This is a genomic window from Streptomyces sp. NPDC058576 (assembly GCF_042718715.1).
Classification (GTDB): domain Bacteria; phylum Actinomycetota; class Actinomycetes; order Streptomycetales; family Streptomycetaceae; genus Streptomyces.
Genome location: NZ_JBHXPF010000019.1, coordinates 43,974 through 57,927 on the forward strand (window position 1 = coordinate 43,974; position 13,954 = coordinate 57,927).

Annotated in this window: 10 protein-coding genes; 8 read left to right on the forward strand and 2 right to left on the reverse strand. The window is 73.6% G+C overall.

Annotated features, from left to right (window positions below; genetic code table 11):
• Positions 1–22: 22 nt before the first annotated feature.
• From ACFWRV_RS15975 to ACFWRV_RS16000, 6 genes are all read left to right on the forward strand, one after another.
• On the forward strand, positions 23–754 hold the full coding sequence (locus tag ACFWRV_RS15975; protein WP_384334325.1) for a GntR family transcriptional regulator: 732 nt from the start codon (positions 23–25) through the stop codon (positions 752–754).
• Between the two features lie 168 nt (positions 755–922).
• The gene (locus ACFWRV_RS15980) at positions 923–2,218 is read left to right on the forward strand and encodes an amidohydrolase family protein (RefSeq protein WP_384334328.1); all 1,296 of its coding nucleotides are present in this window, start codon (positions 923–925) and stop codon (positions 2,216–2,218) included.
• A 59-nt stretch (positions 2,219–2,277) separates the two neighbouring features.
• Positions 2,278–3,660: an amidohydrolase family protein gene (locus ACFWRV_RS15985; protein ID WP_384334331.1), complete on the forward strand. Its 1,383-nt coding sequence runs from the start codon at positions 2,278–2,280 to the stop codon at positions 3,658–3,660.
• Between the two features lie 47 nt (positions 3,661–3,707).
• The gene (locus ACFWRV_RS15990) at positions 3,708–4,379 is read left to right on the forward strand and encodes a response regulator transcription factor (protein ID WP_384334501.1); all 672 of its coding nucleotides are present in this window, start codon (positions 3,708–3,710) and stop codon (positions 4,377–4,379) included.
• Positions 4,376–5,740 carry a sensor histidine kinase gene (locus ACFWRV_RS15995; RefSeq protein ID WP_384334334.1) on the forward strand — a complete coding sequence of 455 codons (1,365 nt, stop codon included), beginning with the start codon at positions 4,376–4,378 and terminating at the stop codon, positions 5,738–5,740. Before ACFWRV_RS15990 ends, ACFWRV_RS15995 begins: the two co-directional genes overlap by 4 nt.
• Before the next feature lie 304 nt (positions 5,741–6,044).
• Positions 6,045–7,718, forward strand: a complete 1,674-nt coding sequence (locus tag ACFWRV_RS16000) for an alpha/beta hydrolase (RefSeq protein WP_384334337.1) — start codon at positions 6,045–6,047, stop codon at positions 7,716–7,718.
• Positions 7,719–7,725: 7 nt separating this feature from the next.
• Here ACFWRV_RS16000 and ACFWRV_RS16005 read toward each other — a convergent pair whose 3' ends face one another.
• Entirely contained in the window at positions 7,726–9,558 is a 1,833-nt protein-coding gene (locus ACFWRV_RS16005) for a protein kinase (protein WP_384334340.1), read from the reverse strand.
• Between the two features lie 416 nt (positions 9,559–9,974).
• Between ACFWRV_RS16005 and ACFWRV_RS16010 the strand changes: the two genes are divergently transcribed.
• Positions 9,975–10,736 (forward strand): IclR family transcriptional regulator, encoded by a 762-nt coding sequence (locus ACFWRV_RS16010; protein WP_384334343.1) that lies wholly within the window; start codon positions 9,975–9,977, stop codon positions 10,734–10,736.
• Positions 10,737–10,754: 18 nt separating this feature from the next.
• Here the strand turns inward: ACFWRV_RS16010 and ACFWRV_RS16015 are convergent, their stop codons facing one another.
• Positions 10,755–11,399 (reverse strand): DUF1345 domain-containing protein, encoded by a 645-nt coding sequence (locus tag ACFWRV_RS16015; protein ID WP_384334346.1) that lies wholly within the window; start codon positions 11,397–11,399, stop codon positions 10,755–10,757.
• Between the two features lie 245 nt (positions 11,400–11,644).
• On the opposite strand from ACFWRV_RS16015, the gene ACFWRV_RS16020 reads away from it, so the two are divergent.
• Positions 11,645–13,954 carry an FdhF/YdeP family oxidoreductase gene (locus ACFWRV_RS16020; protein WP_384334349.1) on the forward strand — a complete coding sequence of 770 codons (2,310 nt, stop codon included), beginning with the start codon at positions 11,645–11,647 and terminating at the stop codon, positions 13,952–13,954.

A 13,954-nucleotide genomic window follows, 5' to 3' on the forward strand; every position in this document is an offset into this window, starting at 1 on the left:
GGGAAGTCCGGCCGAGCGGAGGATGGGTCACGTGGCGGGCAGCAGCGCGGGGCGGGACCGAACGCGGGCGGACGGTCCCGGGAGCGAGCAGGCGGGCGCCCCGGAGCGTACGTCGCTGAGCGCCCGCGCCCAGGACGCGGTCCGGCAGCGGATCGTCGACCGCCGCTATGCGCAGGGCGCCCGGCTCGTGGAGCGCGAGGTCGCCGAGGAGCTGCGGATGTCCCGCGTCCCGGTCCGCGAGGCGTTGCGTGCCCTGGTGGGCGAGGGGCTCCTGGAGCTGCTGCCGCACAGCGGGGTCCGGGTGCGGCGGCTGGAGCGGGCCGACGTGGAGCACCTGTACGAGGTGTGGGAGCCACTCGCGGTCCAGGCCTCCCGGCTGGCGGCGCGGCGGGTGGCGCGGTCCGCCCCGGTGGAGCCGGCGGGCGTGACCGCGCTGCGGACCTCCCTCGACCGGGCGGAGCAGGCGGCGTCCGACGACGAGGGGACGCGTGAGGTCGCGGCCCACACCGCCTTCCACGAGGACATCGTGGCGCTGAGCGGCAACCCGATGCTGGCCCGCACCATGGAGCAGCTGAGCGGTCAGCTCCGGCTGCTGTTCGGGATGCGGGAGGAGCCGGAGCACATGCGGGCCCAGCACGCGGTCATGTTCCGGTACATCGCGTCGGGCGACGAGGATTCGGCCGCGGCGAGCACGCTGCTGCACGTGCGGGACAGCCGGGCCGTGGCCCTTCGATCGTTGTTCCACGACGCCTGATCTTTTGTATACCAATGCGCTCTGCCCCTCGGGGGCCTCCGAGGGGCAGAGCGCATTTCCTGCACTTTTCCTGCACGCGCGAGGAGCGGAATCACTCCTTCCCAGAATCGCGGCCATCCTGGTATACAAAGTGCTCCCGCTCGCTTCCGCGACCCAAGGAGCCCTCCCATGTGCGTCGAGAACACCCCGCCTCCCTCCAACCGACTGACCAGGCGGGGTGTGCTCGCCGGTGCCGCGGCCCTGGCCGGCACCGCGGCCGTGCCGGCCCAGGCGGCCACCGCCGCGTCCGCTTCGTCCGGCGCCCGGCACGGTTCGCCGGGCCGGGGCGGCGATCTCGTCGTCGAGGGCGGCAGGCTGCTCGACCCGGCGACGGGCGAGGTCACCGAGGACGCGGTCGTGGTGATCGCCGGGGGTGTCGTCCGGGCGGCCGGGTCCCGGGGGCGGGTGGGCCGGGTCCCCGGCGGGGTACCGGTGCTGCGGGCCCATGGCCAGTGGATCCTGCCCGGCCTGGTGGACGCCCACATCCACCTCAACACGGCGGCCGAGGCACGCGACGCGGTCCTCAAGGGCGCGACCAGCGCGCGCAGCGGCTCGACCAACTTCTACCAGGACATCGCCGTACGGGAGTTGGCCCGGCAGGCGCCGGAGCGGGCGCCCCGGCTGCGGGCGGCGGGCATCTTCGTCACCCCGGACCTCGGCGACACGATCCTCGCCGATCCGGAGCTGGCCCCGCTGGCCCGGCTGCGCGACGGGGTGCGCTCGCCCGAGGCGCTGCGCCGGGTGGTCGAGGTGAACCTCGCGCGCGGGGCCGACACCATCAAGACCCGGGTGAACGAGCGGGCCGGGCTGCCCGAGCAGGACCCGCTCGTCCAGGTCTACGACCACGAGCAGTTGTCCGCGATCGTGGCGGCGGCCCGGCGCGGCGGAAAGGGGGTGCTCTGCCACAGCTACAGCGAGAAGGGCTGCCACGACGCGGTCACGGCCGGCGTCCGCTCGCTGGAGCACGGGGCGTTCGTCGGTGAGCGCACGCTGCACGAAATGCGTCGCAGGGGTACGTACTTCACGCCGACGCTCACCGCGATCGCCGGGCTCGCGGAGTCCTCGGACCCGGTCCTGGCCGAGCGCGGCCGCACCTACCTCCCGGTCCTGAAGCAGGCGGTGCTGGCCGCCCACGAGCTGGGCGTCCCCCTCGCGGCGGGCACGGACTCCTCGGGCGGAACGGTCGACCCGATCGGCCGCGAGGTGGAGCTGATGCGCGCGGCCGGGCTCTCCGCCCTGGACGCGATCCGCACGGCGACCACGGGGGCCGCGAAGCTCCTCGGGTTCGACGCCACGGTCGGCCGCCTGGCGCGGGGCTTCGCGGGTGACGTCCTGGTGGTGGACGGCGACCCGCTGGCGGACGTCGGCGTGCTGAGCCGGCCCGCGCGCGTGGTGCGGGCAGGGTTCGTGGTGCCGAGCGCCTGACGCCGCCTCACCTCCTCCCCCTCTCCTCCTGCTGTTCCCTCTCCTCGAAGGAGTTCCTGATGCACGACGAGTCCACCGCCGCCACCGTCGGTCTCTCCCGGCGCTCGATGCTGGCCGGGGCCGCCGCCGTCGCGGGCACCGCGGCGACGCTCAGCGCTTCGGGGGCCGCGGCCGCCGAGCCACGACCCGCCGGGACGGCCCCCGCGCCCTCCACCGCCGACCGGATCACCGAGCAGCCGGACCGCACGGGCGATCACGCGCGCGCCACGGTCTTCAAGAACGTGCGGCCGTACGGGGCGGAGCACCCCGTCGACCTCACCGTCGTCGACGGGATCATCAGCGGCGACCCCGCCCCGCGCGGTGCGAAGATCGTCGACGGCAAGGGTCGGATCGCGCTGCCGACCCTGGTCGACGCGCACATCCACCCCGACAAGACGGCCTGGGGCGAGCCCTGGGTGACGCGGAACCCGGCGAGCTCCATCGCGGAGTACACCGCCGAGGACGTGAAGCTGTACCACGCTCTGCGTACGCCGCTGAAGAAGCGGGCGGAACGCCTGATGGGCCATGCAGTCGCCCAGGGCACCCGGGCGATGCGGGCCCATGTCGACGTCGCGCCCGCCTACGACCTGGTGGGCGTCGAGGGCGTCGGGTCCGCCCGCAGGGCCCTGCGGCACGCGCTCGACGTGGAGATCGTCGGGTTCCCGCAGCACGGGGTGATCCGTACCCCGGGAACCAAGGAGCTGCTGGAGGAGGCCGCGCGCACCGGGGCGATCGACCGGGTCGGCGGCATCGACCCGATCGGGTTCGACGAGGCGCTGGAGGAGCACCTCGACGTGGTCTTCGGCATCGCGGACCGGCACGGGGTGGGCGTCGACATCCATCTGCACGAGCGGGCCGCGACGGGGATGGAGTCGCTGCGCGCGATCATCGCCCGCACCGAGGCGCTGTCGCTCCAGGGCAAGGTGACGGTCAGCCATGTGTTCTGCGTGCCGGGGCTTCCCGAGCGTGAACTCGACCGGCTGGCGGCCGATTTGGCGGAAGCCGGGATCTCGCTGACGACGGTCGCGCCCTCCTCGGACCTGGTGCTGCCGATCGACCGGCTGCGGGAGCACGGGGTCGAGGTGGGCCTCGGCTCCGACGGCGTACGGGACGCGTGGAGCCCTTTCGGCAACGCGGACATGCTGCACCGCTCGCACCTGCTGGCCTGGGTGCAGGACGCCCGGCTGGACGAGGAGCTGGAGGCGGCCTTCCGCTCGGGGGCCGACGGCGGGGCGCGGCTCCTGGGGCTGCCCGAGGCGGACCTGAAGCCCGGGTCGCCGGCCGACTTCCTGCTGGTGCGCGGCGAGTGCCTGCCGCAGGTGGTGGTGGACCTGCCGCGGCGCGACATGGTGGTGCGCGGCGGCCGGATCGTCGCCCGGGACGGGGAGCTGGTCGGCCACTGACCTGCGTAACCGCCGCCGCCCGGCGCGGTTAGGGTGACGGCGTGAGAGTGCTGCTGGTCGAGGACGACGCCAACCTCCGCTTCGGCGTGGCCGCTGCCCTGCGCGCCGCCGGGCTCGCCGTGGACGAGGCGGTCGACCTGCCGCAGGCCGACGAGGCGCTGTTCGTCACCGCGTACGACTGCGTCGTCCTCGACCGGATGCTGCCCGCCGGGGACGCCGCGGAGTACGTGGAGGAGCTGCGGCGCTCCGGGCGGGCGGTGCCGGTGCTGTTCCTGACGGCCCGGGACACCGTCGCCGACCGGGTGGAGGGCTTCGCCCGGGGCGGCGACGACTATCTGGTCAAGCCGTTCGCCGTCCCGGAGCTGGTCGCCCGGGTGCGCAGCCTGTGCCGCCGGGCCCCGGCGCTCACCCCGCCGGTGCTGCGGGTCGGAGACCTGGAGATCGACACCGCGCGGCGGCGGGTGCGGCGGGGCGGGGTGCTGCTGACGCTGACCAGCCGGGAGTTCGCGGTGCTGGAGGTGCTGGCCGGCCGGGCCGATCAGGCGGTCGGCCGGGCGGAGCTGGCCGAGCGCTGCTGGGACGAGATGGCCGAGCACCGGTCCAATGTGCTGGAGGTGCTGGTCTCGCAGCTGCGCCGCAAGCTCGGCGCTCCCCCGCTGCTCCACACCGTACGCGGCACCGGCTACCGCCTGGCCGTGGAGGAGGGCCCGGCCTCGTGACCGGAGCCGTACGCGGCCGGTTCCGGCGCTCCCGCCCCCTCACCCCGACCGCCCGGGTCCGCCGGCTCCGCCGCCGGATCACCCTGTTGTTCGCCCTGACCAGTGCGGTGGGGCTGGTGGCGATGGCCGCCTGGGCGGTGCGCGGCGACGATGTGCGCTGGCGCGATCAGCTGGACCGGACGATGAGCGCGGACACCAACTGGGCGCTCGGACTGCTGGAGACCGACGAGGACGGACGGCTGGACGCCGGGGTGCTGCTCGACACGGCCGGGACCGCCTGCCCGCCCCTCCACCTGCTGTCCGTCCCGCCGGACGCCGCGCGGGACGCGCGCCGCATCGCCCCGGCGGACCTGGCCGTGGAGCACGCGCCCCGCACCCCTTGCCTCACGGTCGACGGCCCTGCCGTACGCCGGGCGGCAGCCGCGGCCGTGAACGCCGACGAGGAACGGTCCCTCGACGGCCGTACGACCACGGGTGAAGCGGTACGCCTGTTCGCCCTGCCGTTCTATGCGCCAGAGGCCGAGGAGGACGCCCGGCCGCAGGGGGCCCTGGTCACCGTGGCGGGCACCGCCGCGCAGCAGGCGGACCACCGGCGGCTCGCCTGGCGGGTGACCGGCGGCTGCGCCCTCCTGGTCGGCCTGTCGGCCCTGGTCGGGCATCTGCTGTCGGGCCGGGCCGTCCGGCCCGCCCTGGAGGCCCTGGACCGGCAGGAGTCCTTCCTCGCGGACGCCGCGCACGACCTGCGGACGCCCGCGGCCTCGCTGCGGACCCTCGCCGAGACCGCGCTGCGCGGGGACACCGACAGCACCGACGTGCACCGGCGCACGCTGCGGCTCGCCGAGGGGATGGGCGCGCTGGCCGACGGGCTGCTCACCCGGGCCCGGCTGATGTCGGGGACGGCCGTGCTCGCGGTGGAGCCGCTGCGGCTGGACCAGTTGGTGGAGGCGCTGGTCCAGGACGCGCCGGCGGAGGGCCACCGGGTGTCGGTGGAGGCACGGGAGGCGGTCGTGGTCGCCGACCCCGACCTCGTACGGCGTGCCGTGGCCAATCTCGTCGGCAACGCGCTCGTCCACGGCCACGCGCCCGGGGCCCCGGCCGAGGTGGTGGTCGTCGTCGCCGACGAAGGGGCGTCGACGACCGTGACGGTGGAGGACGCCGGGCCGGGGCTGCCGCCCGAGGTGGCGGGGGCGCTGTTCGACCGGTTCCGGAGCGGGTCGCGGTCGACGGGGCTCGGGCTGTCCATCGCCTCGTGGGTCGCGCACGCCCACGGCGGCAGCCTCACGGCCGGGCCCGGGCGGCACGGCGGGGCCAGGTTCGTGCTGCGCCTGCCGAGCGGCGACCGGCCGCCGGCGGACGGCTGACGTCGGGCCGCAGGGCCGTCGGGGTGCCGGGCTGTCGGGCTGTCGGGCTGTCGGGCTGTCGGGCCGACGGGATGCCAGGCCATGGGGACTTCTGGGGCCGTGGGACTCCGGGCCGCAGGGCCGCAGGGCCGCCAGGCCGTGGGACCGCCAGGCCGTGGGACTGCGGGCCGTGGGACTGCCGGGGCCGTGGGACTGCGGGCCGTCCGGGCGAGGGGGACTGCCGCCGGACCGCCTCAGCAAATCCTCAGCATCGACCAGGGATGCTGCCGGTGAACCGCCCGGCCCGATCCCTGGGAGCAGTCCGTTGAACCACCCTGCCCGCCGCCGCCCCGCCCTCGTCACCGCACTGGCCTTCGCCTGCTCGGTCGCGCTCGCCTCCTGCACGGCCGGCCCGGCCGCCGGACCGGGGCGGGCCGGAGCCGCCCCGGCGTCGGCCGACCCCGCGTCCCGGCCGGACCTCAAGCCGTTCTACGGCCAGCGGCTGCGGTGGACGGACTGCGACACGGAGGGGTACGCGTGTGCGCGGCTGACCGTCCCCCGGGACTACGACGAGCCGGGGAACGGCGAGACCTTCGTCCTGCCGGTGGCGCGGGCGACGGCCGGGAAGCCGGAACGGCGCATCGGCTCGCTCGTCTACAACCCGGGCGGCCCGGGGGCGGCCGGGGTCCAGTCCCTCGAAGAGGGCATGGACGAGGCGTTCGGCCCGGCGGCCCGCGACCGCTTCGACATCGTCGCCCTCGACCCGCGCGGGGTCGGGGCGAGCGTCCCCGCCCTGACCTGCACGGCGAGCGACGACGAGGCCGGAAAGGACGCGCCGGAGCCGCCCGCGGCGGAGGGCGTCGCGCCGCTCCACCCCCGTACGGAGAGGGACCGCGCTGCCGCCGCCGAGGGGGCGCGGGCCGTCGCGGAGGACTGCGAGCGGCACAGCGGCGACCTCCTGCGGCACGTCGGCACCGACGACGCGGCCCGCGACCTGGACGTGCTCCGCGCCGCCCTGGGTGAGCGCGAACTGACCTACCTGGGCTGGTCGTACGGGACGAGCCTGGGCACCGCGTACGCCGAGCAGTTCCCCCGCCGGGTCCGCGCGATGGTGCTGGACGGGGCGATGGACCCGTCGTTGGACTGGTCGCAGCGGGTGCTGAGCCAGTCGGCCGGCTTCCGGCGGAGCGTGGACGACTACGCCGACCACTGCGCGGAGGTGGCGGGTGACAGCTGCCCGGCCGGCAGCCCGGACGGCATACGCGCGCTGATCGAACGGCTCTACACCCGCGCCGGACGCGAGCCGCTGCCGGTCTCTCAGGACAGCGCGTACGCGGAGTACGGCGGGATGGACGCGACGGCCGTTCTCGACGCGGTGTCGATGGCGATGTACACGCCGGAGGACCAATGGGAGCCGCTGTCCTGGGCGTTGGCCGCGGCGGACGCGGGCGACGCGACCGAGCTGGGCGCGCTGGACGAGGAGGAGCCGGCCCCGGCCGAGGAGGACACCGACGATTTCGCCGAGGAGGACAGCGGGGTGGAGAGCCCCGCCGAGGAGGACACCACCCCCGCCGACAACGAGGACGCCGCGCTGACCGCCGTCAACTGCCTGGACGTCCCGCACCCGCGCGACACCGAGGCCTACTGGGACGCCCTGCCGCGCGCGGAGAAGGCCGCCGGGGTCTATGGCACCGCGGGGGTGACCGCCGAACTCACCTGTCGCGGCCTGCCGTCCGGCGACCGGAAGCCGCATCGGGTCGACGCCGACGGGGTGGCGCCGGTGCTGGTCGTGGGCACCACCGGCGACCCGTCCACCCCGTACGAGGAGGCGGTGAGCCTCGCGGAGCAGTTCCCTGGCGGGATGCTGCTCACGTACGAGGGGATGGGGCACACCGCGTACGGGCGCGGCGACGCCTGTGTCACGGAGCGGGTCGACGCCTATCTCGTCGACCTGGAGCCCGTCCGCCCCGACACCACCTGCCGACCGGGAGCAAACTGACTGCTCGTCAGCTCTGTTGTGCTTCCTCGGCGTTGCGCCAGATCGTCAGGTCGATGGTGATGTAGCGGCTGGGGTCGTCCGCGCCCGACTTGCCGCGGTAGGTCACCACGGCGATGTGTCCGGCCTTGCTGAGCACACAGATCTGCGACCCGGACGTGAGCTGTTCCAGCTCGATACTCTCGGTGAAGCGGGTCTCCTGGCGGCAGGTCTCCAGCGACCCCTTCTGCGAGTTCTTCAGCACCACCAGCTTCCCGTTGGCGCTGCCCACCTTCTCGTCGCCGAAGAGGGTGTCCCAGTCGTAGTAGAAGTCCCCGGTGCCGTAACTGAGACCGGTGCCGTCGTCCTCCACCGGCCGGGGCGGGTGGTCGGCGAGCTTCAGGGCGTAGTTGGCCGTCACATCGATGCCCTTGTACGAGACCGGCCTGGGGTCGACCGGCTTCTCCCGGGCGCTGTCCCCGGAGCCGCTGCCGCTCGAACCGCCGTTGGAGGACGACGTGGCCCGGTCGCCCTTGCCCGACCTGTCGGGGTCGTCCGGCAGCAGGCTGCCGATGACCCCGAGGACGATCAGCGCGCCGAAGACCGAAGCGGCGACGATCAGCCCGGGCCGCTTACGGCGCGGCGCGGCGGGCTGGAATCCGGACGAGCCCCAGCCCGGCTGCTGGAATCCGGACTGCTGGAAGCCGGGTTGGGCGAATCCTGACCGCTGCTGGGGCGGCGGGGTGGGGTAGCCCTGGGGGTGGGCGTTCTGCGGCCAGTGACCGGGCGGCACGGTTCCCGGGGCTCCGGGTGCGGCCGGTCCGGTCTGCGTGGGTGCGGCGGCCACCGCGTAACCGGTCGGGGTGTAGTGGTGCACTCCCGGCGGCGGGGTCGGCGGGGCGACCTCGGTGGGGGTCGGCGCGACGCTCGGCTGCGGGGGCGGGGTGGGTGCGGGGGCGGGCATCCGCAGCCGCTCGGTGATCGACCCGGCGACCGCCTGCGGGAGCCAGTCCTCGCCCTGGCGGAGGGGTTCGGGCGAGATGTCGTGGCACATGCGGATGATGTCGGCCAGGGACGGGCGGTCGGCCGGGTCGCGGCTGAGGCAGCGGGCCACCAGGGGACGGAGTGCGTCGGGCAGCCGGCTGAGGTCGGGGTCCTCGTGGACGATCCGGTAGAGGACCGCGTGCGAGGGCCCGTCGCCGAACGCGGGTGCGCCGATCGCGGCGTAGGCGGCGATCTGGCCGAGGGCGAAGACATCGGTGGCCGGGGTGACGGTGCCGGCCGCCGCCTGCTCCGGCGCCATGAACGCCGGAGTTCCCACGCTGACCCCCGTACCGGTGAGGGCGGTCGTGTCGGCGGCCCGGGCGATGCCGAAGTCGATGACGCGCGGCCCGTCGGCGGCGAGCAGCACATTGGCGGGCTTCAGATCGCGGTGCACGATGCCCGCACCGTGGATGACCCCGAGCGCCTCGGCCACCCCGACCGTCAGCAGCAGCACACTGCGCAACGGCAGTCCGCCGTGCCGGGCCACCGCGTGCGCGAGCGAGGGACCCGGCACATACGCCGTCGCCAGCCAGGGCTGCGCACCCTCGGTGTCCGAGTCGATCACCGGAGCCGTGTACAGACCCTGCACCCGCTGCGCGGCCCGCACCTCCTGCTGGAAACGCCGCCGGAACTCCGGATCCTCACTGAACTCCGCCCGGATCACCTTGATCGCGAGAGGCCGGCCCCCAGGCGTGTACGACAGGTACACCTTGCCCATCCCGCCCGCGCCCAGCACGGCGGCCAGCCGGTAACCCCCCACCACGGCCGGGTCGTCAGCCTTGAGTGGCTGGAACGGATCGCTCGAAGGTGCACTGCTCATTAGGAAGCATCCCCCTGGTCACGGCAGTCCGGAGCCCGCACGCGCCCCGAAGATCAGACGAGAGCGTACCGAATGACGGGGCGGGGTCAGGGGCTGGCCGCATCGAAGGTGTACCGCAGGGGCGCGCGGTCCGTACGGGGGTCGCGGCGGTAGACGTACAGCGCCGACACCCGAACAGTAGGAGCGGCCGGTCGGCGATCCTCGTGCGCAGCCCGTCGGCCGGGCCTCCGTCGAGCACCGCGGACTCCCAGCGTGACGCCTCGTCGCTGTCCGTCCTGCCCATCCTGTCCATGACAACAGTTTAACTATTGCGCAATCCATGAATGCTCGTGAGGCCCCCACAGAGGGCCGGGCGTTTCCGGCAGGCCCGGAGGACGCGCCTTGCCGCACTTCGGCACCGGGTCCATGCTGGTGCCATGGGTGACCAGGCCGGCCCCGAGCCGACGGTGTCCGTCCGGCAGGACCTCCGGTTGCTGGAGGCCGCGGGGGCACACCCGGACGGCGCCTCCGTACAGCAGCTGGCCCGGGCGGCCGGGCTGCCGGAGCTCACCGCCCGGCAACATCTGCACGAACTCGCCCGTGACGGCTATCTGGACGAGCTCGACGACGGGGCGTTCAGCCTGCGCGAGCGGGACCCCGGTCTGCTGCCCGCCGCCGACGGCCAGGCGCTGCAGGAAAGCATCCGTCCCCTGCTGTCCGCACTGCGCGACACCTTGTCCGCCGCGGCCTACCTGACGCTGTACGACGAGGGCGAGATCCGGGTCCTGGAGATCGTCGACAGCCCGCGGGCCCCGCGGGTGGACATCTGGGTGAGCTTCCAGGATGCCGGGCACGCCACGGCGCTCGGCAAGAGCGTGCTGCGCGAGCTGGACGGGGAGGCGCGCGCCAACTACCTCTCCCGGCACTCCATGGCCGGCCTCACCCCTCGCACCATCACGCGCCGGGAGGAGCTGACGCGGCACCTCGACACGGCCCCCGCGGGCCCGCTCTCGCTGGATCGGGGAGAGTACTCGCGGGGGACGACCTGCGCGGCGGTGCCGGTGTACAGCGGTGACCAGGTCGGTTCGATCGGCATCTCGTTCCGGTCGGACCGGATGTACCGGACCACCGAGGTCGAGGCGCGGTTGCTGGAGTCGGCGCGGCGCGTCACACGGCGGCTGACTCTCCCGGAGTGCTGACCCGTCCCCGGCGGCCTCTCAGCCGGTGACGATGCCGGCGACCAGGTTGATCGTGGTGGCCAGGATGCTCGCGCCGAAGACGTACGACAGCAGGCAGTGCCGGAGGGCGACCGCGCGGATCCTGGAGGTGGAGACGTTGGTGTCGGAGACCTGGTAGGTCATGCCCAGGTTGTAACTGAAGTACAGGAAGTCGATGTAGCGCGGCGGTTCCTTCGTGTTGAAGTCGATCCCGCCGCCGGGTGGCTGGTGGTAGATGTACGCGTAGCGGGCCGCGTACATCAGGTGGAGCGCCGCCCAGGACATGAACACGCCGCAGAGCGCCAGGGCGGCCGCCGCGTGGCTCAGGTCCGTGTCGCCGATCAGGAGCAGCACCACGATCCCGACGAGTCCGGACAGGGCCGCCGTGACGACGACGAGTTCCTCGGCGAGCGGCCGGAACTCCTCGCGCCGGGCGTTGTCGTGCGTGGCGGCGGCGTCCATCGGCCACAGGACGAGCCACCCCGTGACGACGAAGACGGTCTCGGCGACGGCGATGCCGACGAGGATGCCCAGCGGCGCGTTGGTGAGGAGGAAGCCGACCAGCACGCCGACGGCGGCTCCGACCAGCGCGGAGCCCGCGAGCCGGGGAACGGCGGGGAGCAGGAACCGGCGGTACGTGTTCATGAGGGGCCTCACGAGGCTGCCCGAGGGGCCTTGAGCCCCTGTTCCGCGGGGTGTCCCCCGCAGCCGGGGCCGGACCATGTCAGCGTATGCGCGGGTGTTCCGGACCGCAGTCCGGAACGGGCCCCCGAACCGACTGGCAGCCCGGAAACGCCCGGCATAGCCTGCCGGAAGGACCCGCTACGCCCCACTATGTCCATCGAGCCCGCCGTGCCCGCCGTATCCGCAGGTGAAAGGGTGGAAGTGCCGTGAGCACCGACGAAGCGCAGGAACCCCGGGAGCCCCGGGTCGGTCCCGTCCCCGAGGGCGGTCCGCAGTTCCGGCCCTACCGCCATCCCGCCGCGGGCTGGGGAGCGGCGAAGAGCGTGACCCGCTTCCTGGTGGAGGAACGCGCGCTGGTGGACGGTCCGCGGGCCATCATGCGGATGAACCACGAGAACGGCGGGTTCGACTGCCCCGGGTGCGCGTGGCCGGACGACACCAAGGGCCTGCACCTGGACATCTGCGAGAACGGCATCAAGCACGTCACCTGGGAGATGACGCCCAAGCGCGTGGGGCGCGAGTTCTTCGCCGCGCACTCGGTGACCGAGCTGTACGGGTGGAGCGACTACGACCTGGAGAACCAGGGCCGGCTCACCGAACCGATGGCGTACGACCACGAATCCGACCACTACGTCCCGGTCAGCTGGAAGGACGCGTTCGAGGTCGTCGGGGCCGCGCTGCGCGGGCTCGACAGCCCGCACCGGGCGGCTTACTACACCTCGGGCCGGCTCGGCAACGAGGCCACCTTCCTCTACCAGCTGATGGCCCGCGAACTGGGCACGAACAATCTCCCGGACTGCTCCAACATGTGCCACGAGGCCAGCGGGCGGGCCCTCCAGGCCTCCCTGGGCACCGGGAAGGGGACGGTCGACCTCAAGGACTGGGAGTCCGCGGACGCCCTGTTCATCCTGGGCGTCAACGCCGCGTCGAACGCGCCCCGGATGCTCACCGCCCTCGCCGAGGCCGACCGCCGCGGCGCGCAGATCGTGCACGTCAACCCGCTGGTCGAGGCGGCGGCCACCCGCACCATCGTTCCGCACGACTTCACGGACATGGCCCTGTTCAAGACCACCGCCACCAGCACGCTCAACCTCCAGCCGCGCATCGGCGGGGACATGGCTCTGCTGCGCGGCATGGCCAAGGCGGTCCTGGAGCAGTCGGCGAGCGACCCCAAGGCCCTGGACCGTCTCTTCATCGACCGCCACACCACCGGCTTCGAGGAGTACCGCTCGCTGTGCGAGGCCACGCCCTGGGAGGAGTTGGAGCACCAGTCGGGGCTGAGCCGCGCCGACATCCTCCGGGCGGCGCGGGTGTACGGGGAGGCCGACCGCTCCATCGTGAGCTGGTGCCTGGGCCTCACCCAGCACGAGCACGGCGTCGACACCGTCCGCGAGATCGTCAACCTCCTGCTGCTGCGCGGCAATCTCGGCCGCGAGGGCGCGGGCCCCTCCCCCGTGCGCGGGCACAGCAACGTCCAGGGCAACCGCACCTGTGGCATCGACCACCGTCCCACCGACGCGTTCCTGGACCGGCTCGCCGAGGCCTGCGGGATCGACCCGCCGCGCGAACCCGGCCTGGACACCGTCCGTACGATCCAGGCGATGCGCGACGGCGAGGTGAAGGTGTTCGTCGGGATGGGCGGCAACTTCGCCCTCGCCGCGCCCGACACCCCGGCCACGTACGCGGCGCTGCGCTCGTGCGATCTCACGGTCCAGGTGAGCACCAAGCTGAACCGCAGCCATGTCGTCCACGGCCGCGCGGCCCTCATCCTGCCGTGCCTCGGGCGGACCGAGAAGGACCACCAGCGGGGCGGCGTCCAGAGCTCCTCGGTCGAGGACTCGATGAGCATGGTCCACATGTCCGTCGGGATGAAGCGCCCCGCCTCCCCGCACCTGCTGTCCGAGCCGGCCATCGTCGCCGGGATGGCGCGCGCCGCCCTGCCGGACAGCGAGACGCCCTGGGACTGGTACATCGAGGACTACGACCGGATCCGGGACACGATGGCCGAGGCGCTGGACGGCTTCGAGGACTTCAACCGCCGGGTCCGGCTGCCGCTCGGCTTCCGTATCAAGCAGCCCGCCCGCGAACTGGTCTTCCTGACCCCGTCCGGGCGCGCGGAGTTCTCCTCCGCCCCGCTGCCCGACGTGGTGCCCGAGCCCGGCACCCTGGCGCTCGGCACGATGCGGTCGCACGACCAGTGGAACACCACCATCTACTCCGACAACGACCGCTACCGCGGCGTCAAGAACCTGCGCACGCTGGTCTTCATGAACCGGGCGGACATGCGCGAGCGCGGGATCGCCGACATGGGGCCCGTCGACATCACGAGCACCGCGAAGGACGGCAGCCGGCGGTTCCTGAACGGCTACACGGCGATCCCGTACGACATTCCGCGCGGCTGTGCGGCCGGGTACATGCCGGAGATGAACGTGCTGTGCGCGCTGGGCGACTACAGCACGCAGAGCGACCAGCCGATCATGAAGCACGTCAAGGTCACGGTGGTCCCGGCCGCCTGA